Origin of the sequence: Haloarcula taiwanensis (assembly GCA_002844335.1) — an archaeon.
Taxonomy (GTDB): Archaea; Halobacteriota; Halobacteria; order Halobacteriales; family Haloarculaceae; genus Haloarcula; species Haloarcula taiwanensis.
Genome location: CP019154.1, coordinates 707,120 through 731,882, shown reverse-complemented (window position 1 = coordinate 731,882; position 24,763 = coordinate 707,120). Strand labels below are relative to the sequence as shown.

Here is a 24,763-nt window from a genome sequence, read left to right as displayed (position 1 = left end):
ACAGCTAACGGTGTAAGATCTGGCGTTTGGATAGTGTACACTGCAGTTACCGGACTGAGCACCGACCTGACCCGTTCGCTGTCGGCGATGTCGCATCCCGGCCCGCGATGTGCAGAGAACCGGAGTTGAACTCACCCAGGCTGTGGGGAAAGGTTTTCCCGGTACCACCAGACGCATACGCCAATGCGTGCTGTACGATTCCACGAATACGGCCCGACAGACGTACTCCGTGTCGACGACGTCGAACGACCCACACCGGGTCCGGAGGAGGTCCTGCTCGAAGTCGAGGCGGCGGCGGTCAATCCGGTCGATACGTACTTCCGGACAGGCGATTACGAACCCGGCGAACTGCCCTGGGTCCCCGGCTCCGACTGCGCCGGGACCGTCGCCGCGACCGGCGAGGGCGTGGCTGACTTCGCCGAGGGCGACCGGGCGTTTGCCACCGGGCTGGGCAACTGGCTCCAGGGGACCTGCGCGGAGTACGCCACCGTCCCCGAGTCGCATCTGGCGCGGCTCCCCGAGGGCGTCTCCGCCGAGGCGGGCGCAGCCGTCGCGCTCGTCGGCGTCACCGCCTGGCAGACCCTCGTCGCAGCCTGTTCGCTGGAGCCAGCCGAGCGAGCGCTGGTTCACGGCGGGAGCGGCGGCGTCGGCCACGTCGCGGTCCAACTGGCCGCGGCGAACGGAGCGCAGGTGACGACGACAGCGTCGCCGGACTACCACGACCGGCTGGCCGACCTCGGCGCGGACGACGTGTTCGATTACCGCCGTGACGACCTCAGCGACGCCGTGGTCGAGGCCGGCGCGCCGGACGTGATTCTCGACCACCGGCTCGACGACTACCTCGCGTTCGACGCAGAGGTGGCCACACAGGGCGCTCGCATCGCCGCCATCGGGAACACCGACCTCGCGGCGACGTTCGAGAACGTCCCGCGCTGCCGGGCGAAGGCCCTCAGCGTCCACCACGTCTCGATGTTCAACACGCCCGAGTTCGGCGCGGTACTGGACCGGCTAGCGACCCTCATGGCCGACGGCGACCTGTCGCCGGTCGTCGCCCGCCGCTACGACCTAGACGAAGTGGCGGCCGCCCACGACGACGTACTGAACGACAGTTTCCTCGGCAAACTCGTCGTCACACCGTAGCCGAGCGACCGCTGGTGCTCGCGAAACCGGACCCGGTGCCTCGCGGACGGAGATTTATTTCCCTGCTAGCCGTTGTCACATACATGTCAGCCGATTTTGACTTCGGCGGCGAGGTAGCGCTAATCACGGGCGTCGGCGGAGCGCTGGGGAGCGCGGTCGCGGACGCCTTCCTCGACGCCGGCGCGACCGTCTGTGGCAGCGACATCATCGAACCGAACACCGAGGACTTCCTGCTGGCCGAACCCGAGCGCGTCGACTTCTACCAGGCGGATTTCAGCGACGAGGCCGACGTGGCCGAGACGGTCGAGGCGGTCGTCGACGAACACGGACGGCTCGACTACCTGCTGAACGTCGCCGGCACCTGGCGCGGCGGCACGCCGATTCACGAGACGGACCTCGACACGTTCGATTTCCTGTTCGACGTGAACCTCAAGACGATGTTCCTGGCGTCGAAACACGCGATTCCGCACCTGCGGGACACAGAAGGCGCGATTGTCTCCGTGTCTGCGCGAACGTCACTTGAGGGTGGTGAGGGCGACGGCATCTACCGGGCGACGAAGGCCGGCATCCGACTCCTGACCGAGACTATCGCGGAAGAGAACCTCGGATCCGTCCGGGCTAACGCTGTCATGCCGAGCGTCATCGATACCCCGATGAACCGCGAGATGATGCCCGACGCCGACACCGAGTCGTGGGTCGACCCGAGAGACATCGCAGCGGTGATACTGTTTCTCTGTTCGGACGCCGCAACCGTGACGAGCGGCGCAGCGGTTCCGGTGTACGGCGAGGTCTGACCCGCAATCGGTTCGGGCCAGCCCTTCATATCGCACGGTCACACACCCGAAAAACAGTCAAAAATCAACAAGACGGCTCGCCAAGTTGCTGCCACGCAGTTTCTGAAGGCGTGTTTCAATCCAGACACTATCGGCCCGTATCGCGAACTGGAATCACGGTGGTTTTTATACCCCAACATAATATGCCGCATCACAATGAGTGACAGAGAAACGTGGGCCTCACGGCTCGGGTTCCTTCTCGCAGCGATCGGTAGCGCAGTCGGTCTCGGAAACATCTGGCAGTTCCCGTTCAAGACCGCGACAAACGGTGGCGCAGTGTTCCTCGTTTTCTACCTCGTCGCCGTGTTGCTCATCGGCTTCCCGGCAATGTTAGCAGAGTTCATCATCGGACGGCGAACGAACCGTAATGCCGTCGACGCGTTCGCTGAACTCGGATTCAAGCAGTGGCGGGTCGTCGGTGGCCTGGGCGTCTTCACGGGGTTCTGGATTCTCTCGTATTACAACGTCGTCGGCGGATGGGTCATGCGGTATATTCTCGGTAGCGCAACGGGCGCATACTTCGGAAACTCCGCAGAGTACTTCGGAGCCATCTCCAGTGGCCCGGAAGCCGTCGTCGGACAGGCGCTGTTCCTGCTCATCTGTGTCGGCATCGTCGCAGTGGGTGTTGAGGACGGGATCGAGAAGGCGACGAAGGTGATGGTCCCCAGCATCGTTCTCCTCATGCTCGGGATGGCGGCCTGGGTCACCACCCTCGAGGGAGCGGGGGCTGGCTACAGCTACTTCCTCTCCCCGGACTTCTCCACGCTGGCAGCGAACGCTGGCGACCTGATTCCGTTCGCAGTGGGTCAGGCGTTTTTCACCCTCTCGCTGGGGATGGCAGCCATGATTACGTACTCCTCGTACATCGGTGACGACGAGAGTCTCCCGGTCGATGGTGGAATCATCGTCGTGACGAACACGCTCGTCGGTGTGCTGGCGGGGCTGGTCGTGTTCCCGATTCTCTTCGCCATCGGCATCAGTCCCGACACCAGCGGCCCGTCAGCTATCTTCGTCGCGATGGCATCGGCGTTCCCACAGCTCCCGGGAGGACGGCTCCTCGGTGTCGTCTTCTTCGGTGTCGTCCTCATCGCCGCAATCTCCTCTGCCATTAGCCTGCTCGAAGTTGCAGTCTCCTACGGCGTCGACAACACGCCTTACTCGCGGGTGTCGCTGTCGGCGATGCTCGGGGCCGTGCTGTTCGTGCTCGGATTCCCGTCAGCCTGGGACCTGGCGTGGTTCGGCTGGTTCGACACGCTCGCGTACAAGCTGTTCCTCCCGCTGTCAGTGCTGCTTATCCTCGTGTTCGTCGGCTGGGTGCTCTCCTCGAACGCGGTTGCCGAGCTCCGACAGGGGACGGGTGGGCTCCGGGCGTTCGGCCCGGCTTGGCTCTGGATGGTCCGGACAGTAGTCATCCTCGGTGTCATCCTGACGCTGGGCCTCGGACTACAGACGCTCCTCCTCGCTGAGGACCCCGCAATCATCCCGCCGATATAACCGACGTACGACATCGGTTTCCCGCAGACATTCTTCGCGACGGTCTGTAGTGACCGCCCAGTGTGTGGTCGTCGCAGTGACAGTAGCCCATCAGAAGGCCAGCCATCTTTTCACGGGATGGTGCGACTCTCACGAATCGTCTGGGCGGTTGCCAGCAGGCATACGACACCCAGAGTATATGTCAGTCCGATTCGAACCCGCACGGTTCGTCCGTAATCCCCAGACTGTCCGACACAGTGTCAGCCTCGTCGGTAGTACCCGAGAGCAGTGCGTGGATGTCGACCGACTCGCTGCCGAGCACCACGAACCCAGTGAAGATAGTCAGGAAACCCGCCACTGCGGTCGGGGTGATCGCCTCGCCAAGTAAGGCCCACCCGCCGAGCGTCGACACGACGGGGACCACGTAGAAGATGAGGTTGGCCTGGATTGCACCGGTGACATCGAGCAGGCCGAAGTAGGCGATGTAGGCGATTGCGCCGGCGAAGATGCCGACGTACAGCAGGGCCGCAACCGCGGTCGGCGACCAGACCGCCGTAGCTGCCGATTCGCCCATACCGACGCTCAGCGCGTGACAGAACGCGGCGGCGACAGGGAGCGCCCACGCGGTCCGGACCGTACTCGACAGGCCACCGTCGGACCAGCGGATGAGAACACTGCCAAGCGCCGCACTGGTCGCGCCGCCGAACAGGATGAGTTTGCCGATTCCCCCACTCAGGAGCATCGCCGGGTCGGGACTGACGACGAGGCCGACGCCGAGCAGGCCGATAACCATGCCGAGACCACCGCGGGCCGAAAGTCGCTCGTCGGAGAGCAGGAGCGCAGCGAACACCGGCGTCAGTATCGGATTGAGACTGAACACGATAGCGGCGACCGCGCTGGTGGCGGACTGCTGGCCCACGAATATCAGCGCGTTCGTGAGACCCAGCGCGAACAGACCCGTCGAGAGAATCCCAAGCACGTCACCGCGGGTCCGTGGGAGCAGGTCGTCCCGGGACCGCGTCACGACGACGTAGCCGAGGAGCACGACGGCGGCGATATCGAACCGCAGGGCGACGAACAGAAGCGGCGGGAGGTACGACAGCCCGGCCTTCGCGCCGACGAAGGTCCCGCCAAGCAGAACACTGGCAACGGCAGCGAGGGCGAACGTCCGGCGCGAAATCATGCCACCACCTCGTATGTGTTTTCTGAAATAACTACACAGCCGACAGAGAGAACACATGTAGAAACCGGATTCATCGTACTCTACAGTAAGATGTCGAGACGTATAGTTCCGTTTAGAAAATCTTACATAACGCGAAATAGCTGAATACCCGTGGCGGATATTCACGGTGTGAAATTATTTCATAGTGCGAAAGCGCTTTAGGACGGAACCCCCAACGCGGCGGTATGGAATCGGCGCTCGAAGAGATCGAGTTCCTCGCGCTCTCGTCGAACCGGGTCGAGGTCTTGCGGCTCCTGGCGGCGGAACCCCACTCGCGCGGGGAGCTCGCGACCGAAACCGGCGCGTCGCAGGCGACGCTCGGGCGTATCATCGCGGACTTCGAGGACCGGTCGTGGATCCGCCGAACGGGGGGCGAGTACGTCGCCACGGCGACGGGGCGCATCGTCGCTGACGGGTTCACCGACCTGCTCGACAGCCTCGAAACCGAGCAGCGACTGCGCGACATCGTCCAGTATCTGCCCACCGATGCGATGGACTTCGACCTGCAACACCTGGCCGACGCGACGATAACTGTCCCGAGCCAGACGCGCCCGAACGCGCCGGTCCAGCGACTCCTTGACCTGCTTCGGGACGCCGAGGAGGTCCGGACGTTCTCCCATGCGTTCAATGACCAGGCGATCCGAGTCGTTCAGGATCGAGCCACCGCCGGCGAACAGCGGTTCTCGGGCGTGTTCTCGCCCAGCGCCATAGACGCACTGGCAGCAGACGACCGGCTCCGGAGTCGGTTCGAATCGCTGCGTTCCGAACCGAACGCGTCGGTCCGGGTACGAAACGACGGTGTGCCACTCGCGGTGATGATCGCCGACGACGTTGTGCATCTGCTGTTGCGGGACGACAACGGCGTGCTACAGGCGTCAGTCGATACGACCGCGCCGGCCGTCCGCGAGTGGGCGATCGAGACGTTCGACACGTACTGGGCGTCCGCGGAGCCGCTCTCGGACGAGTGGTCGCTGTAGCTACTGTTTCTGGTTGTCAGAGCCGTGTGAGAATCAGTCGAGTCGCTACCGGACCAGATACGGGTCGTCGTTCGGCAGGAACCGCCCGAGGTCCGCCTCGCGGCGATAGTCGGTCTTCAGCAGCGCCGTCAGTGCGTCGACGAGGGCGGTCTCGTCGTCGTCGGTCCACTCCGCCGGCTCCTTGATGGGGACGACGAGCCAGCCGCTCCCGGGGACTTCCGTGGCGTGGCGGGCGTCCATGTCTATCGGCTTGGTCGGCTCCGAGGTCGTGTTGGCGAACACGTGCCGCGTGGCGCGCTCGCCGACGGGCAGGAGCACGTGCGCGGTGATAGCCCGAAGTTCCGTGTCGAACAGCGGTTCCTGGGCCTCGTAGTCAGCGTCCGTCGGCGGCTCGCCGCCGCACATATACAGATACGACAGGTACGTCTTCTCGACGGTCGGCGGAGTGCCGACTTCGGCGAGCAGTCCGGCCTCGACGAGCGCCCGCTGGAGACGTTCGCCCGCGGGATTGTCGGTAAAGGGGATGCCGGACGTTTCGCCACCGTGGACGCCGGGGTGGTCGCCGATGACGTGGAAGTGGGCATTGGCATCGCCGTACCCCGGTACAAACGGCTCACACGGGGCGTCGAAGCCGAAGGGGTTGTGCTGGCGGGCCGTGACGTTCTTCACGCGCGATAGCAGCAGGTCGCCGCTCAAAACTCCGCCGGTTTCGGCCACCGAATACGGGAAATAATGGTTAAGTTTGATAACGCTTTTCTCGGATGCCCGCAAGGAGTCGGATATGCTCCGGTCCGGGAGAAGTGATGTGGCGTGAGCCACGACGACCGTGTCGAGGACCTTCGAGAACGAAAAGCCGAGGCCAAGCGGGGCGGTGGCGAAGAACGAATCGAGGCCCAACACGACCGCGGGAAACTCACCGCGCGTGAGCGCATCGACTACTTCCTCGACGACGACACCTTCGTGGAAATCGACTCGCTCCGTGAACACCGCTCGACGAACTTCGACATGGCCGACAAGAAAGTACCGGGAGACGGCGTCGTCGTCGGCTACGGCAAGGTCGACGGTCGACAGGTGTACGTCTTCGCCCACGACTTCACCGTCTTCGGGGGCTCGCTGGGCGAGGCCTTCGCACAGAAGGTCTGTAAGGTGATGGACAAGGCCATCGAGACAGGCGCGCCCATCATCGGCCTGAACGACTCCGCCGGCGCGCGGATTCAGGAGGGCATCGACTCGCTGGCGGGCTACGCCGACATCTTCCACCGCAATCAGCAAGCCAGCGGTGTCGTCCCGCAGATTTCGGCCATCATGGGGCCGTGTGCCGGCGGCGCGGTGTACTCCCCCTCCATCACGGACTTCGTCTACATGGTCGAGGAGACCAGCCACATGTTCATCACCGGGCCGGACGTCATCGAGACGGTGACCGGCGAGGAGGTCGGCTTCGACGAACTCGGCGGCGCGAAGACCCACGCCTCCGAGTCCGGGGTGGCCCACTTCACGGCCGCCGACGAGAAGGACGCGATGGACGACATCCGCTACCTGCTCTCGTTCCTGCCACAGAACAACGTCGAGGACCCGCCCCGCGTCGAGCCCTGGGACGACCCCGAGCGCCGGGACGAGGGGCTGAAGACGGCCGTTCCTGATGCGCCACAGAAGCCCTACGACATGACGGACGTGGTCGGGCGCATCGTCGACGAGGACTCCTTCTTCGAGGTCGCCGAGGACTTCGCGCGCAACATCGTCATCGGCTTCGCCCGCATGGACGGCCACAGCGTCGGCGTCGTCGGCAACCAGCCGCGGGTCAACGCCGGCACGCTCGACATCGACGCCTCGCGGAAGGGCGCGCGCTTCGTCCGCTTCTGTGACGCGTTCAACATCCCGATTCTCACGTTCGTCGACGTGCCCGGGTTCATGCCCGGCAAGGACCAGGAGACCAACGCCATCATCAACCACGGCGCGAAGCTCCTGTACGCCTACTCCGAGGCCACCGTCCCGCTGGTGACCGTCATCACGCGGAAGGCGTACGGCGGGGCCTACGACGTGATGGCGTCGAAGCACATCGGCGCGGACATGAACTACGCCTGGCCGACCGCCGAAATCGCCGTGATGGGGCCACAGGGCGCGGTGAACGTCCTCTACGACGACGAACTCGAAGACGCCGACGACGTGGAAGCCCGCCGCCAGCAACTCATCGACGAGTACCGCGACGCCTTCGCGAACCCCTACACGGCGGCCAAGCGCGGCTTCGTCGACGACGTCATCGAACCGCAGGAGACCCGCCCGCGGCTCATCGACGACCTGGACCTCCTGCGGGGGAAACGCAAGGACCAGCCCGACCGCAAGCACGGCAACATCCCACTGTGACGATGGCGGCAGACACTGACTCGGCGGTCGACGCCGAACTTGTCGCGGAAATCGCTGCACAGCTCGACGACGCGTCGACGGACGAGGCGGCTGCGATCGCCGTTGCTATCGGCGCACACCTCACCGACCGCCAGCGCGCGGCGGCAGCGGCCGCGGCGGCTGCAGCGGCAGACGACGGCGACTCCTGGGACGGCAAGCAGTGGTCGTTCTCCGGGCGCGTGGAAGCCACGCAGAAACGGTCCGTTCGAGTCCGCTCGGACGCGCCGACTGACCCCTGGAGTGCCGCCGGCCGCGCCGAGCGGTTCTAATGGTGGTCAGTCCGTCCGTCAGTTATTTGACGACGCCCTGAACGGGTTTGTGGCCATGTTCCATACTAACATGATTATATGTGTAAGATTGGCCGCTATCTGCGCATAGTTTTATGGGCCGACTCTCAGTATGAGGGCGTATGTTCGATAAGGTGCTCGTCGCTAATCGCGGGGAGATAGCGGTGCGCGTGATGCGCGCATGCGAGGAGTTGGGCATCGGCACAGTGGCCGTCTACTCTGACGCTGACAAGCACGCCGGGCACGTCCGGTACGCGGACGAGGCGTACAACGTCGGCCCGGCCCGTGCCGCCGACTCCTATCTCGACCAGGAAGCGATTATCGACGCCGCCAAACAGGCCGATGCCGACGCCATCCACCCCGGGTACGGCTTCCTCGCGGAGAACGCCGACTTCGCTGCGCGTGTTCAGCAAACGGACGGCGTCACCTGGGTCGGCCCCGAGAGCGAGTCGATGGAGGCACTGGGCGAGAAGACGAAGGCCCGCAAGATCATGCAGTCGGCTGACGTGCCCATCGTCCCGGGAACGACCGACCCGGTCGAGGATCCCGAGGAGGTCGTCGAGTTCGGCGAGGAGAACGGCTTCCCGGTCGCCATCAAGGCCGAAGGGGGCGGCGGCGGCCGCGGGATGAAAATCGTCCACGACCCGGAGGAGGCTGAGGAGCAACTCGAAAGCGCAAAGCGGGAGGGAGAGGCGTACTTCTCGAACGACTCCGTCTATCTCGAACGCTATCTGGAGAACCCCCGCCACATCGAGGTCCAGATTATCGCCGACCACCACGGCAACGTCCGGCATCTGGGCGAGCGCGACTGTTCGCTGCAGCGACGCCACCAGAAGGTCATCGAAGAGGGACCGTCGCCGGCCCTGAACGACGCTCTCCGCGAGAAGATCGGCGACGCCGCCCGACGCGGCGTCCGCGAATCGGACTACTACAACGCCGGGACCGTCGAGTTCCTCGTTGAGGAGGACACCGACCGCGAACAGGGAGAACTGCTCGGCGAGGACGCGAACTTCTACTTCCTCGAAGTGAACACCCGCATCCAGGTCGAGCACTGCGTCACCGAGGAGATAACCGACATCGACATCGTCAAGTGGCAACTGCGGGTGGCGATGGACGAGGAGATAACCTTCGCACAGGACGACGTGGAGATAGAGGGCCACGCGATGGAGTTCCGCATCAACGCCGAGAACGCCGCCGACGACTTCGCCCCCGCGACCGGCGGCAGCCTCGACACCTACGACCCGCCGGGCGGCATCGGCGTCCGCCTCGACGACGCGCTCCGGCAGGGCGACGACCTCGTCACCGACTACGACTCGATGATAGCGAAGCTCATCACCTACGGCGGGGACCGCGCGGAGTGCATCGAGCGCGGGAAACGGGCGCTCAAGGACTTCGACATCGAGGGGATCCCGACCGTCATCCCGTTCCACCGCCTGATGCTCACCGACGACCGGTTCGTCGGCGGCACCCACACCACGAAGTACCTCGACGAGCAACTCGACCGCTCGCGCATCGAGGAGGCCCAAGAGCAGTGGGGCACCGTCACCGAGTCCGACGGCGACGAGGACGAGGAGGTCGTCGAGCGTGAGTTCACCGTTGAGGTCAACGGCAAGCGATTCCAAGTCGACCTCGAAGAGCGCGGCGCACCGCCCATCAACGTCGGCGACGTGGACGCCGACGGCGGCAATCAGCCACAGCGGCCACGGGGCGGCAGTAGTTCCGACAGCGGCGGCGGCAGTGCCTCTACCGCCGAGGGTCAGGAAGTCGCCGCAGAGATGCAGGGGACAATTCTGGAGGTCAACGTCGAGGAGGGCGACGAGGTCGAGGCCGGCGACGTTCTCTGTGTGCTCGAAGCGATGAAGATGGAAAACGACATCGTCGCCGAACGAGGCGGCACTGTCAACGACGTGGCCGTTAGCGAGGGCGAATCAGTCGACATGGGCGACCTGCTCTTTGTGATCGGGTGAGCCAGTGGACTGACCGTCGCGCTCTGCAGACGCCTTTTATTCCGGCCGGTCGAAGCCCCACCTATGAACGAAACACGTCATCGGGTACTCGATGCGCTGGCGGACGGCCCCGTCTCGGGGCCGGCCCTCGCCGACGAACTGGACATCTCCCGCTCTGCGGTCTGGAAACACGTTGAAGCCCTCCGCGAGGAGGGGTTCGAAATCGGGAGCAGCGACGCGGGCTACACCCTCGATTCGGTGCCGGAGTTCGGGGCGAGCGCGGTCGAGTACGGCCTGGACGCACCGTTTTCTGTCGAGTACCACGACAGCATTCCGAGCACGAACGCACGCGCTCGTGACCGTGCGGCAGATGGGGCGTCAGACACCGTCGTTCTGGCCGACGAACAGACCGGCGGCCGGGGACGGCTCGACCGCGACTGGCACTCGCCCAGCGGCGGGGTCTGGCTCTCGGTGCTGTTCCGACCCGACGTGCCGATGGCCCACGCGCCGGTGTTCACGCTCGCGGCCGCTGTCGCGGTGACCCGGGCGGCACGCGAGGCCGGGGTCGAGGCAAGCATCAAGTGGCCCAACGACGTGCTGGTCCGCCACGGCGACGCGGAGCGGAAACTGGTCGGCATCCTCACCGAGATGGAAGGTGAGGCCGACCGAGTCTCGTGGGTCGTCGTCGGCATCGGCGTCAACGCGAACGTCGATCCGGCGGACTTGCCCGCAGAGGCGGAGCCGACGAGCCTGCTCGCTGAGCGAGGCGATCCGGTCGACAGACGGCTGTTCACCCAGCGGCTGCTGGAGGAGTTCGACACGCTCCGACAGGACCCGGCGAACGTCGTCGAGGCGTGGCGGGAGTCCGCCACGACGCTGGGCAAACAGGTCCGGGTCGAGACGCCGGGTGGCACCATCGAGGGTGAAGCTGTAGACATCCAGTTTCCGGGTGCGCTCGTCATCGAGACAGACTCTGGGACAGAAATCGTTTCCGCGGGCGACTGTGAACACCTCCGCCCGATTACGGAGTGAGCGCGACGGCGAAAGACGCGTCACTGTGGGACGCCGGCAGGCTGCTCGTCTTCCGAGACATCTTGCGTCGTCGTCTCTACCGGAACAGTGACAACGGGGACGTGGGCTGACCGGACGACCCGTTCGGCGACGCTCCCCAGTAGCAGGCGGTCGATACCGCCGCGTCCGTGGGTCCCCATTACGATGAGGTCGCAGTCGTTCTGGCTCGCGTAGTCGACGATTTCTCGACTCGGGCTTCCCTCGGCCGTGGCCCGTGTGACAGTCAAATCGTCGGCAACGAGACGCTTCACCATGTCCAGCGCCATCTCGCCCTCGCGATGGAGCGAGTCGGTGACACTCTCCCACGTCGGCTCGTTCGGGAGCGTCGAAAATCGGCCGGTATCAACGACGTACAGCGCGTGAATCTCGCTGTCGTGAGTTGTTGCAAGCGTTTCAGCGTGTGTGAGCACCGCCCGTGTCCCCGGCGACCCGTCCGTTGGCACCAGTATCCTGTCGTACATACTGTACTGTTGACTGGCTGAACAGATATAGTTTGGTAACAGGTAGCACACAACAGCCGAACAGACGCTGGCTCAGTTCAACTCTCGGTTCCGCTCGGCCTCTGTTGCCCCGGAGCCGTCCAGCGACGGCTCGTCGAGAGCCTGTTCGAGCCGTCGCTCGAGTTCGGCTTCGGATATTTCCCCGTTGGCGTAGCGCTCTGAGAGCCGCTCGACGGGGTCTATCTCGCTGGCACTGGCCGCATCTGTTGCGTGTGCGGCCTGCGTTCGTGACGCGTCAGTCGCCGACGCCGTCGCCTCGTCCTGACTGAAGACGGTCGACGCGGCCCAGTATACAGCATAGCCGATAGCCGCCAGAACCCCGATGGTGGCGGCCAGCGAGAGCAGTCCCAGAACGAGACCGATGAGACCGAAGAACAGCCCGAACGCAAACCTCACAGCTGCGATAACAACGAGGAACGAGACAAGCCCTAGCAGCCCGTACAGGAGTATCTTCAGCGGTGTGCTCAGGGCGCGGTCAGTGGTGGAGGGCATTGCCCGTACATACTATTTCCGCAGTGATAAGAATTAGTCCGTCGTCGGATGGACGACTCGTCGGACATCGGCCAACCCTGCCCGACGAACGACCGCCCGAACGGGGTTTCGTGCCCCGGAGAGGTTGTCGGAGTCGCCGTCGAGGACGAGCAGGCGCGCCGGGTGGCCGGGCTCGACGAGTCCGCCGCCGAGACCCGCGATCTCGGCCCCGTTGACTGTCGCCATCCGCAGCACCTCGCGGGCCGAGAGGTCATACAGTTTCGCGGTAAACTCCATCTCGCGGAACATCGACGGGCTGTTGAGCATGACGTTGTCCGTCCCGAGCGCGACGGTCGTCCGGTCGGCTAGTTCCTCGATTGGCGGGCGGCCCACGTCGGTGACGACGTTCGACCGCGGGCAGACGACGACCGGGATTTCGCTGTCGGCAACCCGCTGGAGGTGCAGCGGTTCGGCGTGGACCATGTGGACGAGAAAGTCCGGGTCAAGGTCAAGCGCGGGATTGATATCGGAGCTGTCGACCTCGCCGGCGTGGATGCCGAACAGTTTCCCGGCCTCGCGGGTGGCGCGGCGCTCCGCCCCGAACTCGCTGTCGTTGGCCCCGCTCGCGCCGAACCCGTCGGCCAGTTCCATCGCGTCGGTCGTCTCGCGGCCGAGAATCACGCTCTCTAGGGACGCGTCCGCCAGCGCGTCCCGGATGGCCTCGACGCCTTCGACGCCGCCCTCGCGGAACTCGACGAACGCGCCGGTCCCGGCCTGTTGCATGAACGACAGCGACCGCGCCATCGCGGCCACCAGTTCGTCCCGGTCGGCATCCCGGAGCAGCCGGTGTTTCAGACCGTCCGGCGGCGCGACCAGTTCTTCGAGCGAGAGCCCCTCGCCGGCCTCCTTCGCAATCGAGTCGCCGATGTGGGTGTGGGCGTTGACGAACGACGGCACCACGATGTCGTCGCTGTCGACCGCCGTCTCCTCGATGGCGGCTATCTCGCCGTCCTCGACGACGACGCGGCCCTCGACGGCCTCGAACGACCGTCCCGTCAGAATCGTCCCTTCAACAATCATGTTCCCTGTTCGCCCGCTCTCTCAGTTAAACTCATCGAGGGTCGCGTGGAAGCCGGGCCGCACGTCCCGGACCCTGGCCCCGTCGAGGTCCAGTCCCAGTTCGCGGATGGCCGCCGCGCCGACCCGCTCGCTTTCGCCCTCTGGCGCGTAGACACCGAGCCGCCACTGGTCGCGCTGGGCGGCGCGGATGGCGTTGACAAGCGTCGACTGCTCGCCGAGCCGGCGGACTTCGCCGTTGACGAGGACGCGGCTGCTCGACTCGGTCATCGACGGCTCCGGCGGGATATCGAGGATAACGGCGTCGCTGTCGACGTTCGCCTCGTCGGCGATGGCCCGTTCCATCGCGCCGACCGCCTCGTGGTCGGCCGTCAGAACCTCCTCGGGCACGGCCTGCCACTCCGCCCAGACGGCGCGTTTGTACAGGTCCCGCTGGCTCAGCCGCCGGGCGTAGGCCGCCGTTGCGTCGCACTGTCGCAGCGCCACGAGCAGGTCGTTGTCGTCCCACCGGCGCAGCGTCTTAGCGGTCGTGTCGGTCGCGGCGAGCAGTTCCTCGGTTCCGCGGCGCAGCATCGACTTGGCGATGCGGGCAACGTGGTGCTGGTAGACGGTCGGGTTCATCAGCGCCCGCGCGAGCAGGAGCGATTCGGCCGTCTGGACGTTCCCCTCGTCCAAGACGAGTTCGCCGTCGACGAAGCTCAGTTCCCGGACCAGCCGCTCGTGGTCGATAGTGCCGTAGGGGACGCCGGTGTGGTGGGCGTCACGGACCAGATAATCCATCCGGTCGACGTCCAGTTCGCCGGAGACGAGCTGGCCCAGTTCGCCCTCCCCTGCGACTAGGCCGGCGACGCGGTCGGGGTTGAGCCCGTGTTCGGACAGCACCCGCGCGACCGGGCCGTCGCCGAGGAGTTCGTCCACGTCGTCGTGGTACTTGCCCGTCCGGCGGTGGATGAGCGCCTCGACGTTGTGGCTGTACGGCGAGTGCCCCACGTCGTGGAGCAGGGCCGCGGCGCGGACCCGTTCGGCCTGCTGGCCCTCGATGCCGAGGTGGGACAGCGCCCGGTCGGCCAGGTGATAGACCCCCAGCGAGTGCTCGAATCTGGTGTGGTTCGCCGAGGGGTAGACGAGCGTCACGGTGCCGAGCTGTGAGATGTGTCTGAGCCGCTGGACCGGCGGCATGTCGAGCAGCGCCGCCGCGACGCCCTGGACCTCGATGTGGTCGTGGACGCTGTCCTTGATTGTGGTCATCGCCGTAGTCTACGACGGCGGCCGGCAAAATCGTTCGCCACCGCACGGGCGGCGCGGGGTCGCCTACCGGGGCACCCAGCCGTAGATGTGGTTCAACATCACGTAGGTCACGAGCCCGAGGAACAGGCTCAGCCCCCAGGCGGAGACGGCGATGCGGCCCACACGAGCATGGACCGTCTCCCTGAGTTCCGCCGGGGAGTGGGTCAGCCCGAGGACGACCGCGTGGACGACGACCGGCACGGACACCGCGGACAGCAGGATGTGGATAGCCAGCATCACGATGTACGCCGTCCAGACGAACCCTTCGGCGACGATTTCCTTCTCGAAGCCGCCACCGACCTTGAGGATGTACAGCGTCAGGAACACCATGATGAGGGTAAACGCCGTCAGCATCGCCGCGCGGTGTTTCTGGACCTGGTCGTTCTTGATGAAGTAGACGCCGGCGACGATTGCCAGCAGCGCGACGCTGTTGACGACGGCGATTGCGTCGCCAAGCAGGATGACGATGCCGTTCGAGAGCTCGGGGAGGGGTAATACGCCACCGAACGCGCCGAACACGAGCGTGTAGCCAACGACCGAGACGACGGCGGTGACGAGCCGCGGACGAGCGCGGGCACGCGACTGGAGTGTATCTGCGACGGCCATACTAGCAGGTCAGGACCGGAGTGGTAACTGTGTTCTGAAACGGGCGAGACGACAGCGCAGTTGCGCGTCACAGCGGTGACTACAGACCTACAAAAGCGTGGAGAACCGGATGGAAACGCTGCCGAAATCAGGCGAACGTCCGGGAGACGTCCTCGTCGTCGGTCTCCTCCTGCTGAATCTTCTCCCAGGCGTCGTGGAAGTCCGCCATGGTGACCTCGGTCCGGTCGTCGCGGATGGCGAACATCCCAGCCTCGGTACATATGGCTTTCACGTCAGCACCGGAGGCGTCCGTTATCTCTTCGGCCAGTGCCTCGAAGTCCACGTCGTCGGAGACATTCATGCTGCGAGTGTGGATCTGGAAAATCTGTTTGCGACCTTCGAGGTCGGGGTTCGGGACTTCGATGAGACGGTCGAAGCGACCGGGGCGGAGGATGGCGCGGTCGAGCATATCGAAGCGGTTCGTTGCCGCGATGATGCGGATGTCGCCGCGGTCGTCGAAGCCGTCCATCTCCGAGAGCAGTTGCATCATCGTCCGCTGGACCTCGGCGTCGCCGGAGGTCTTCGACTCCGTCCGCTTGGCCGCGATAGCGTCTATCTCGTCGATGAAGACGACGGCGGGCTCCTCCTGCCGGGCCAGTTCGAACAGGTCCCGGACGAGCTTCGCGCCCTCGCCGATGAACTTGTGGACCAGTTCGGAGCCGGCCATCTTGATGAAGGTGGCGTCGGTCTCGTTGGCGACCGCTTTCGCCAGCATCGTCTTCCCGGTGCCGGGCGGGCCGTGCAGCAGAACACCGCTCGGCGGGTCGATACCCACGTCTTCGAACATCTCAGGGCTCTTCAGCGGCATCTCGACGGTCTCGCGGACCTCCTCCATCTGCTCTTCGATGCCGCCGATGTCGGCGAAGGTCACGTCCGGCGACTGGTCGACCTGCATCACGCGGGCGCGAACGTCGGTCTCGTCGTCCAGTTGCTTGACGATAGAGAGGGAGTTGTTGACGGCGACGCGGTCGTCGGGTTCCAGTTCCTCCCGCATCTCGTCAGTGACCTCTGTCAGGGCCTCTTGATTGTTGCCGTGCTGTTTGATAATCACGCCATCGCTGGAGAGTTCCTGAACGGTCGCGACGAACAGCGGTGACTGTTTGAGCTTCTTGTTCTCGTGTGTGAGCCGTTCGAGCTTCTGCTGGTACTTGTTGTTCTCCGCGTTCGCGTCCAGCAGTTTGTCGCGCATCTCCTCGTTCTGCGATTCGAGCACCTCTAGCCGCTCCTGCAGCGCCTCGATCTTCTGTTGCTGAGACGCGTCATCGTCGTACGGCATATCGACCTCGTCGACGGTGTCGGTCATTACGACGCCTTTAGTGGGTGTATCGTTATGAGGCTTCGGGTCACCTCAGAAACTGTACCGCCCGGTGTGTGCCCTGTAGGGGCTGTTACTGGCCGCTCCCCGTCTATAGGTCTCAAACCGGCACGTTTCTTTGCCCCCACTGGAAACATCTGTCTATGCCAACCGACCGCGAAGAAGTCATCATCGTGGGCGGGGGCGTCGCCGGGCTGTCGGCGGCGATCTACACCGCTCGCGCCGGCCTGTCGACCCGGATCATCTCGACCGGCGAGTCGATACTGAACCGCAACGCACATCTGGAGAACTACCCCGGATTTCCGGCGGGAATCAACCCCCGGCTCCTGCTCGAACTCATTCGGGCACAGGCGCGGCGCGCCGGCGTCTGGTTCATCGACGGCGAAGCCGAGCAGGTGGCGGAGACTGCGGGAGGGTTCGACGTGACCTGTGCCGGTGGCGACTCATATAACGCGACATACCTCATCGCTGCGTCCTGGTCGGACCCGTCGTATCTGAACGGGCTGGACATCTCGCTTGTCGACCGGGGGTCGAAGCAGTTCATCTCGACCGACGAGCAGGGCCGGACCGATATCGAGGGGCTGTACGCGGCCGGCCGGCTGGCCGAGCAGCATCACCAGACCATCGTCGCCGCGGGCCACGGCGCACAAGTCGGGCTTACACTGATAGAGGACTCCGACGTCGACTTTTATCACGACTGGACCGCCCCGGAGGGGTATTTCACCGGCCGCGACCGACCGGTTCCGCCGGGCTGTGAAGAAATCGACGAGACAGAGCGCAAGCAACGTGAACAGGAGTCACTGGAGGTCATGCGGCGGTACTTCGAGGAGCCGATGCCGGGCGAGCCGACGATGCACCCGAGCGTCGATTAGGAGTCAGACTGACCCTGTTCGAGCGAGCGTGCGACCGCCTGCAGTCGCTCGATCCGCTCGGCTGTCGGTGGGTGGGACCGTGTTTCGATGGCCAGCGAGTCCGTCGGCCCGTCGGAATCGAACCCGTACGGGAGGAAACACAGGCCGCGGACGCCCGCGTGCGCCGAGCGCTTGTCGGTCCTCGGGCGGTCGTCATCTCCGTCGAGCGTCTCTAACGCCCCGACGAGCGCGGCGGGGTCGCCGGTCAACTGTGCCGCGCTCCGGTCGGCGGCGAACTCCCGAGCGCGCGACAGCGACCGCCCCAGAACAACGACGGGAGCGGTGAACACGCCCAGCGCGACGCCGCCGAACAGGACTGTCACCGCGAACAGGAACAGGAACCCGAGCGTGAACGAGAGGCTTCCGAACGGGGCCTCAAGCACCCGGGCGCTGCACACATATGCGAGACCGAGCGCGACCAATCCGGGCGCGTAACGACTCTCGCCCGGGAGCAGGTCCGCAAGCGGGTCGTACTCGCCGTTTGTCAGCGACGGGAGGAAGCTGGCCAGCGTCATGACAGTCGCGTCGCGGTTGGCGACGTGCATGAGTTCGTGGGCCAGCACGGCGTCGAGTTCGTCGCCGTCAAGAACCGACAGCAGTCCCTCGCTGACGACCACCGTCGCGCCACCGAGCGTTCCGATGGCGAAACTGTTCGGTACCTCGGCGTCTGTGACGGCAATCCGTGGCGGCGTGAGGTCGGCCAGTTGCGCGAGCCGCTGTACTCGCTCGTGGAGGGCGGGGTACTCCTCGGGGCCGACGATTCGAGCGTCGACTTCAGCCATCGTCTGGGCACTGGTGTATCGAAGCTGAGCCCAGACAAACGCCACGAGTGCGGGGACGAGAACAGCCACCCACCAGGCGATGCGTGCCGACGCCCCACCGAACGGGAGGGAGGTGGCAACAGCGTCCCGAACCGGCGCAAGCCAGGGTGTCAGAAGCACCGCCGCGGTAGCGACCACAGCGATGTCGACGGCAAGGAGGAGCAGGAGGGTCCACAGCATCCGGCGGGTCAGTGTCCGCATAGTGGTAGTTCTGCTATACCCACAGCGGATGAAAGGTTTTCTGCTCAGACAGTCTATCAGTGAGGGAAAGTATTTACTCTGCCGCCGGGAACGGGGCCGTAGTGTCAACAAAGCTGGTACGTGCCGCCCTCGCCCTCCTCTGTGCGGTCGCTGTCCTGTTCGGCACAGCGCTGTTTCCCGGCGCGCTCGGCGTCGAATTCGAGTCGAGCGGCCCCCTCGACAGTCGAGCGAGCGAGCCGGTCACGCCCGACGGAACAGCCCCCGGCGAAGTCGACGGCGGGCCGACACCGGTAGCGACCAGTGATGGGACAGAGACGCCGCCGGGAGCGACGAGCGATACTCCATCGGCGACAGCGACGCCAACACCGACGGAGACGGCGACAGAGACGCCGGGAGCCGGGGAAGGCGAAGACAGCGGGTCTCCAGTGCTGGTGAAACTGCTCGGGCTGGCGCTTATCGGCGGGTTCGGCGTCGTCGCAGTCAGTGTTATTCGTGCCGCATCGGACGCCGAGGGTGACGGGTCGACAGCGGCTGGACTCCACCTGCATCCGATTCTGGATTCGCTGTTCGGGACAGTGGTCTCAGCAGTTTCGGACGGCGCGGTGGGGCGGACTCTCGCCCGGATTCCGAAGGTGACGACCGCCGCGCTACTCTCGGGATCGTCGGCGCTCGCACGAGTCGGGGCCGGTCTCGCTGCCGTCTCCGGCGGTATCCTGTCCGGACTGGCGACGGGGTTCGGGTCGGTCGGCACGATGTCACTGCGGGGCGTCGCCGGTCTGCCGAGCGCGCTCGGGTCGCTCTCAGTTGCGCCGTTCAGAGCGCTGAGCGGCTTCGGTGGGTCCAGCGGCTTCCTTGCCTCAGTTCGGAGTGGCGTCGACAGCCCGTCGCTGTTTGGGTCGTCGGATACAGCGTCCGGGCGGACAGCGGCCGCCGAATCGACGGCAGAGGCGGACGAGGGGCCGGACATCGATTCACTGTCGGTGCGGGAGGCATGGGCGCTGCTGGCTGACCGTGTGTCAGTCCCGGACCCCGAGACGGCGACGCCAGGGGAGTACGCTCGCCGGGCTATCGACAGCGGGCTTCCGGAAGCTCCCGTCCGCCAGCTAACGACCCTCTTCCGGGAAGTCGAATACGGCGGGCGGTCGGCGACCGGAGAGCGAACAGAATCGGCTCAGAACGCCCTCAGAGACCTCTTCAACCGAGGTGACAACTGATGAATGGCGCGGAATCGCGGAACGAGCAAGCGGGAACCGCCCGGGCGACCATCGATGTCAGCGTCAACCGCCCGACACCGGGGTCCAGGTTCGTCCGATACACCCTGCTGGGACTCGCTGCACTTGCCGGCGCTGTGTTCGTCGTCACCTTCCCATCAGTACTTCCGAACGTCGGGAGCGGGTCGGCCAGGCAACTACAGCTCGTCGCAAGCGTCAGCGCCGCCGCCATCGGACTTTTTGGCCTGTACACCGTTGTTCGGACACAGGACTCGACGCTGCCGCCGGTACGAGGGAAACAACCGCGTGAGCCGTATCACGACGGTTCGGGCGACGAGTCGACAGAGCTGCTCGATGAGCTACTGGAACCGAAAGCGACACAGGCAGACTCCGGCGCGCTGGTCGGCGACGACATCGACGAATTGCTCGAAAAAATCGACGGGCGTGTTGACCCCTACAACGGCCTCGAAGCGAGTCACGCGTCGGAAATCAGGAACAGACTCCGCGAGGCCGCGCGACAGGTGCTGGTCGAAACGGCGGAGCTGTCGACAGAGGCAGCAGCCCGAGAGGTTCGGGCTGGGTCGTGGACGGACGACCGCCGGGCAATAGCCTTCCTCGGCGGCCCGGACGCACCTGACCCACCTATCGAGATGCAGCTACGGGACTGGGCCAGCGGTGCGGGGTTCGACCGAAAGGTCGAGGCGGCGGTAACAGAGATACGACGGCTCCAGCGGGGTGAGCAGTCGTGAGCACGCGCGAGACTACACAGCGCAACGTCGGCGTCTCGGCCGCGCTGGTTGCCGGCGGAGCCGGCATCGTCACCGGGAACCCGGCGGTTTTCATGGTCGCGGCAGTGGCGCTGGTGTATGCGGCCTATCAGACGGCTATCGGCGACCCCGAACCGACGCTCACAGTCGAGCGGCGCATCGAGCCGACCGACCCGCTCCCCGGCACAGAGGTGACAGTGACGCTGACGCTCACGAACGACGGGGGCGCGACCCTGCCCGACGTTCGCGTCCTCGACGGCGTCCCGGAGCGGCTCGAGGTCATCGACGGCTCACCGCGGTTCGGGACCCACCTCGAAGCCGGTGCGTCGGATTCGGTCACCTACACCGTCGAAGCCCGGCGTGGCGACCACGCGTTCACCGACGTGGCAATCGCCTGCCGGAACCTGACCGGGACCGTCGAATTCGCCGAGCAGGTCACCGCCGAGACGACGCTCTCGTGCAGTGCCAGTGTGGACACCGTTTCGCTTTCGGGCCAGACCCTTTCACAGTCGGGGCGTGTGCCGACGGACGCCGGCGGGAATGGGCTCGCGTTCTACGCGATCCGCGAGCATCAGTCCTCGGACCCGATGAGCCGCGTCGACTGGAACCGCTTCGCGAAGACGAATGAACTGGCGACAGTCGAGTTCAAGGAGACACGAGCGGCCACCGTTGTCACGCTGGTAGATTCGAGACATCCCGTTGCAGGCAACGCAGGCGCGCCCACGGCCGTCCAGTTCTGCGTCTACGCGGCCCAGCAGGTCGGCGCGGCGCTTCTGGCGACGGACAACCGCGTCGGGGCCGCCGTCTACGACAGTTGCGAGACGCTGCAGCCATCGGCTAATCGGGCACAGGAGCAGCGATTAGAGGCGTTTCTGGAAGCGGTTGTGGACGGGTCGGCCGACAGGCCGACGGGGACCCGTAAGTCGTGGCTGCTCGACACCGACACCCGCACTCGGCGAATGCAGTCGCCGACCGAGACAGCAGACCGGTACGGTATCACTGACGGCGGGGACGCGGTGGCGACGCTCGACCGCTCGATACCGAGCGAATCACAGATCGTATTCTGTACACCCCTGCTCGACGACCGGGCGGCCGATTCGGCGAAACGACTCGCCGCGTACGGACACGCGGTTACGGTCGTCAGTCCCGATATAACGACCGGCGACAGTCCGGGAAGTACCGTCGAGCAAATCGACCGAACAGCCCGCCTCGACGCTCTTCGAGGCTCAGTCCGGGTCGTCGACTGGACGCCCACGGAACCGCTCGCTAAAGCCCTCATTCGCGCGACGGAGCGGTGGGCATGACGGAACTCGACAGTCGACCGGCGGCATCGAGCGCGGCGCTGGCCGGGACAGTCGCGGTGCTCGTTTCGCTCGTCCTCGGCCTCGCTGTCGCGGACGCGATACCAGTGCTGGCCAGCTTCGTCGGCGGACTCTGCATCGCGGCCGGAGTCTGGGCGCTCCGCAGCGAGGCCCACAAGCGTATCGCCTGCGGCAGCGTCGCCATCGTCATCGGTGCGGGCGTGTTCTGTGGGACCGCGCTGCTGGCGGCTGACTACCGGTCACTCGTTGCGGCGCTCGGGTTCCCGCTGGCCGCCACGCTCGTCGTTATCGACGCGAGTAGCGGGTTAGTGCCGCCGGCTGAGGCATCGGACGAACTCTCGACAATGCTCGACGAGAGTTTCGTGATGCTGGTGGCCGGCATCCTCATCACAATCGTCTGTGCCGTCGCGGCTGCCGTCAGGCTGCCCCGGGTGCTCGTACATGTCGTCACCGGCTTCTCTCTCCATCCGCTCGTGGGCTTCGTGACGCTACAGGCCGGGATCCTGACCGCCCTGTTGTTGCTGGACCGGGCGACGGAGACGCTGGAGTCGTGGATTCCGGCACCCGCGGCGACGACAGACCGAGCGCTTGGGCGGCTGGACCTGCTGGGACGAAGCTGGTGGGATATCGACATCTCGCTCAAAGCCGCCGTTGGCCTGCAGTTGCTCGTGGCGTTTATACCGACAGCACAGGGACTGTTCGACCGTTTTCTCCACAGTCTCCCGGTGCTCGGGCCGGCTCTGCGGGTCGCCTTCAGTGGCCTGCTCCATCTCCCCCTTGCAGTCGGGCTCCCGGCCGTACTGTGTATTCTCGTCGTCGAACGGCTCCGGCAATGGCTGCTACAGTGGCTGGGGGACAACCCCGGACGGTTGCTGGCGCGGCAGACCGGTAGTATCGTGCTCCCTGTGGTGCTGTTGCTGGGCGCGCTGATCCTTACAGCCGCTGGCGTGACCCGGCGAATAGCGCCCACGTATGCCGGGGGCGGCCACTACGGCTCGGCTACTGTGTTGCTCCTCGGCGTCTTGATTTCGGTCGTCGTCCTCCGTGGACTCGTCACACTACTGGCTGAGCTGGTCGATTCAGAGTTGCTATCCCGGCAGACGGCAGGGTTCGCAGCTGGAAGCGCGCTCCTGTTCATCGTGACGTTGTTCGGGGCTGAGCGCGGACTCGCACCGATACTCGTCCTCGTCGGGAGCGCGGCGGCGCTACTGGTCTGGGACACCGGCGCGCACGCAAGCAGTATCGGGAAACAACTGGGCCGGGACGCCGACACGACCGACAGCCAGTTCGTCCACGTCACCGGAACTGCGGCGATCCTCGCCGGGGCCGTTCTCCTTGTGCTGGTCGTTCGATACGTACTCATCCCGGTCGCGGTTCCGACTCCGTCGACCGGACTCTCGTTCAGTTCGGTAGTCGCACTCGGGCTGGTTCTGCTGGCGATAGCCGCGTTCAGCCTCGCACTGAACGCGCACGACGGGAGGCCACGTATCAGCAGTGACGAGAGCGGCAATCGGAGTGAGCAGATCGCGGGCGACAGCGACTAGTGCCGCCGGAGAGACAGGGGCTTTTACCCACGCACCGCGAACCGGCAGGTATGCTGACCGGAGTCAACGTCGTTCTGGGGGTGTCGGGGTCTATCGCGGCCGTCAAGACGGTTGAACTCGCACACGAACTCCGACGACAGGGGGCGTCCGTCCGGGCGGTGATGACCGACAGCGCGACGGGTATCATCCATCCGTGGGCGCTGTCGTTCGCGACGGACAATCAGGTGATTACCGAAATCACGGGCGACGTCGAACACGTCGACCTCTGCGGGCGCTCGGGCTGGGGCGATGTATTCTTGCTCGCGCCTGCAACGGCAAACACTGTCGGCAAGGTCGCCGCGGCAATCGACGACACGCCCGTGACGACGTGTGTGACGACCGCTCTCGGCGCGGGCGTGCCGGTCGTCGTCGCACCGGCAATGCACGAGCCGATGTACGACCACCCCGGCGTACTGGAGGCAATCGACCGCGTCGAGTCCTGGGGCGTCGAGTTCGTTGACCCGCGAATCGAGGAGGGGAAGGCCAAAATCGCGACCGAGGGGGCCATCGTCACGGCGACCGCCCGGGCAGCGGGCGACCGACCACTTGCAGGCAAGCACGTCGTCGTGACTGCGGGTGCGACCACAGAGTCAGTCGACCCGGTGCGGACGCTCTCGAACCGGTCCTCGGGGCGGACCGGGCGGGCCGTCGCGCGGGCCTGCTACGCCCGCGGGGCCGACGTGACGCTCGTCCACGACGGGCCGGACGTTCCCTACGCGACCGTCGAGCAGGTCGAGTCGGCCGCGGAGATGACGGCGGCTACCCGGCGGGTCGCCGACGCGGCCGACGCGCTGGTCTCCGCGGCCGCCATCTCGGATTACACCGTCGAGGAGGCCCCCGAGAAAATCAAGAGCGGGCAGGCGGAGCTGACGCTGACGCTGCAGCCGACGCCGAAACTCATCGACACCGTTCGCTCGGATCACCCCGACCTCCCTATCGTCGGGTTCAAAGTCGAGACAGAGGGCGACGACGGGACGCTAATCGAGCGCGCCCGCGAGATACGGGAGCGGACCGGGCTGACCTTCGTGGTCGCTAACGACGCGAGCGTGATGGGTGGCGACGAGACGCGTGCCATACTTGTCGACGGAGACTCGGCCACGGAGTACATCGGGGAAAAGCAGGGGCTGGGTGCCCGTGTCGCCGACGAACTCGGTGACCATCTGTCCAGTCGTGACTGAGAGCGTAACCGATTACGAAATAGTTTTGCGTGTTCCGTTGCTCCGGTCCGATAACGACAGTACTGCCCGACGAACCGCCTATTCGGAGTTTCTAAACAGAGACTGTGACTGTACCACCACCCCGT

23 protein-coding genes are annotated in these 24,763 nt (G+C 65.4%); 14 read left to right on the top strand and 9 right to left on the bottom strand.

Going from position 1 to position 24,763, the window contains the following annotated elements:
* Positions 1–183 precede the first annotated feature (183 nt).
* The 3 genes from BVU17_03810 to BVU17_03800 all read left to right on the top strand — a co-directional run bounded on the left by BVU17_03810 (position 184) and on the right by BVU17_03800 (position 3,467).
* Positions 184–1,140, top strand: coding sequence for a zinc-binding dehydrogenase (locus BVU17_03810; GenBank protein ID AUG46688.1), 957 nt, complete (start codon positions 184–186; stop codon positions 1,138–1,140).
* Positions 1,141–1,223: 83 nt separating this feature from the next.
* Positions 1,224–1,934, top strand: coding sequence for a glucose 1-dehydrogenase (locus tag BVU17_03805; GenBank protein ID AUG46687.1), 711 nt, complete (start codon positions 1,224–1,226; stop codon positions 1,932–1,934).
* Positions 1,935–2,129: 195 nt separating this feature from the next.
* Positions 2,130–3,467 (top strand): daunorubicin ABC transporter ATP-binding protein, encoded by a 1,338-nt coding sequence (locus tag BVU17_03800; protein AUG46686.1) that lies wholly within the window; start codon positions 2,130–2,132, stop codon positions 3,465–3,467.
* Between the two features lie 181 nt (positions 3,468–3,648).
* Here BVU17_03800 and BVU17_03795 read toward each other — a convergent pair whose 3' ends face one another.
* Positions 3,649–4,629, bottom strand: coding sequence for an EamA family transporter (locus BVU17_03795; protein AUG46685.1), 981 nt, complete (start codon positions 4,627–4,629; stop codon positions 3,649–3,651).
* A gap of 224 nt (positions 4,630–4,853) precedes the next feature.
* Between BVU17_03795 and BVU17_03790 the strand changes: the two genes are divergently transcribed.
* A complete protein-coding gene (locus BVU17_03790; protein ID AUG46684.1) occupies positions 4,854–5,645 on the top strand; it encodes an ArsR family transcriptional regulator in 792 nt (263 codons plus the stop codon).
* A gap of 45 nt (positions 5,646–5,690) precedes the next feature.
* Here the strand turns inward: BVU17_03790 and BVU17_03785 are convergent, their stop codons facing one another.
* Positions 5,691–6,314, bottom strand: coding sequence for a uracil-DNA glycosylase (locus BVU17_03785; GenBank protein AUG48830.1), 624 nt, complete (start codon positions 6,312–6,314; stop codon positions 5,691–5,693).
* Positions 6,315–6,455: 141 nt separating this feature from the next.
* Between BVU17_03785 and BVU17_03780 the strand changes: the two genes are divergently transcribed.
* The 4 genes from BVU17_03780 (at position 6,456) to BVU17_03765 (ending at position 11,310) form a co-directional block, all read left to right on the top strand.
* Entirely contained in the window at positions 6,456–8,006 is a 1,551-nt protein-coding gene (locus BVU17_03780) for a methylmalonyl-CoA carboxyltransferase (GenBank protein AUG46683.1), read from the top strand.
* 2 nt (positions 8,007–8,008) lie between these two features.
* On the top strand, positions 8,009–8,314 hold the full coding sequence (locus tag BVU17_03775) for an acc operon protein (protein ID AUG46682.1): 306 nt from the start codon (positions 8,009–8,011) through the stop codon (positions 8,312–8,314).
* 140 nt (positions 8,315–8,454) lie between these two features.
* Entirely contained in the window at positions 8,455–10,299 is a 1,845-nt protein-coding gene (locus BVU17_03770) for a carbamoyl phosphate synthase (GenBank protein AUG46681.1), read from the top strand.
* 63 nt (positions 10,300–10,362) lie between these two features.
* On the top strand, positions 10,363–11,310 hold the full coding sequence (locus BVU17_03765) for a biotin--[acetyl-CoA-carboxylase] ligase (protein ID AUG46680.1): 948 nt from the start codon (positions 10,363–10,365) through the stop codon (positions 11,308–11,310).
* Between the two features lie 20 nt (positions 11,311–11,330).
* On the opposite strand, the gene BVU17_03760 is transcribed toward BVU17_03765, so the two are convergent.
* From BVU17_03760 to BVU17_03735, 6 genes are all read right to left on the bottom strand, one after another.
* Positions 11,331–11,810, bottom strand: coding sequence for a stress response protein (locus BVU17_03760; GenBank protein ID AUG46679.1), 480 nt, complete (start codon positions 11,808–11,810; stop codon positions 11,331–11,333).
* Between the two features lie 72 nt (positions 11,811–11,882).
* Positions 11,883–12,341, bottom strand: a complete 459-nt coding sequence (locus tag BVU17_03755; GenBank protein AUG46678.1) for a hypothetical protein — start codon at positions 12,339–12,341, stop codon at positions 11,883–11,885.
* Positions 12,342–12,374: 33 nt separating this feature from the next.
* Positions 12,375–13,400, bottom strand: coding sequence for a nucleoside deaminase (locus BVU17_03750; protein AUG46677.1), 1,026 nt, complete (start codon positions 13,398–13,400; stop codon positions 12,375–12,377).
* A gap of 21 nt (positions 13,401–13,421) precedes the next feature.
* Positions 13,422–14,645 carry a phosphohydrolase gene (locus BVU17_03745; protein ID AUG46676.1) on the bottom strand — a complete coding sequence of 408 codons (1,224 nt, stop codon included), beginning with the start codon at positions 14,643–14,645 and terminating at the stop codon, positions 13,422–13,424.
* Positions 14,646–14,708: 63 nt separating this feature from the next.
* The gene (locus BVU17_03740) at positions 14,709–15,290 is read right to left on the bottom strand and encodes a hypothetical protein (GenBank protein ID AUG46675.1); all 582 of its coding nucleotides are present in this window, start codon (positions 15,288–15,290) and stop codon (positions 14,709–14,711) included.
* A gap of 127 nt (positions 15,291–15,417) precedes the next feature.
* Complete coding sequence (locus BVU17_03735; protein ID AUG46674.1) at positions 15,418–16,632, bottom strand: peptidase; 1,215 nt, start codon at positions 16,630–16,632, stop codon at positions 15,418–15,420.
* A gap of 155 nt (positions 16,633–16,787) precedes the next feature.
* Here BVU17_03735 and BVU17_03730 point away from each other — a divergent pair, with 155 nt between their 5' ends.
* On the top strand, positions 16,788–17,516 hold the full coding sequence (locus BVU17_03730; protein AUG46673.1) for a thioredoxin reductase: 729 nt from the start codon (positions 16,788–16,790) through the stop codon (positions 17,514–17,516).
* Here BVU17_03730 and BVU17_03725 read toward each other — a convergent pair.
* A complete protein-coding gene (locus tag BVU17_03725; GenBank protein ID AUG46672.1) occupies positions 17,513–18,577 on the bottom strand; it encodes a protease in 1,065 nt (354 codons plus the stop codon). The genes BVU17_03730 and BVU17_03725 overlap by 4 nt on opposite strands.
* Positions 18,578–18,678: 101 nt before the next feature.
* On the opposite strand from BVU17_03725, the gene BVU17_03720 reads away from it, so the two are divergent.
* The 5 genes from BVU17_03720 to BVU17_03700 are packed head-to-tail and all read left to right on the top strand — an operon-like array spanning position 18,679 to position 24,638.
* Entirely contained in the window at positions 18,679–19,791 is a 1,113-nt protein-coding gene (locus BVU17_03720; protein ID AUG46671.1) for a hypothetical protein, read from the top strand.
* Positions 19,791–20,537 (top strand): hypothetical protein, encoded by a 747-nt coding sequence (locus BVU17_03715; GenBank protein AUG46670.1) that lies wholly within the window; start codon positions 19,791–19,793, stop codon positions 20,535–20,537. The genes BVU17_03720 and BVU17_03715 overlap by 1 nt, the downstream gene beginning before the upstream one ends.
* Positions 20,534–21,859: a hypothetical protein gene (locus tag BVU17_03710; GenBank protein ID AUG46669.1), complete on the top strand. Its 1,326-nt coding sequence runs from the start codon at positions 20,534–20,536 to the stop codon at positions 21,857–21,859. The genes BVU17_03715 and BVU17_03710 overlap by 4 nt, the downstream gene beginning before the upstream one ends.
* On the top strand, positions 21,856–23,421 hold the full coding sequence (locus tag BVU17_03705) for a hypothetical protein (GenBank protein ID AUG46668.1): 1,566 nt from the start codon (positions 21,856–21,858) through the stop codon (positions 23,419–23,421). Before BVU17_03710 ends, BVU17_03705 begins: the two co-directional genes overlap by 4 nt.
* A 50-nt stretch (positions 23,422–23,471) precedes the next feature.
* A complete protein-coding gene (locus BVU17_03700; GenBank protein ID AUG46667.1) occupies positions 23,472–24,638 on the top strand; it encodes a DNA/pantothenate metabolism flavoprotein in 1,167 nt (388 codons plus the stop codon).
* Positions 24,639–24,763 lie beyond the last annotated feature (125 nt).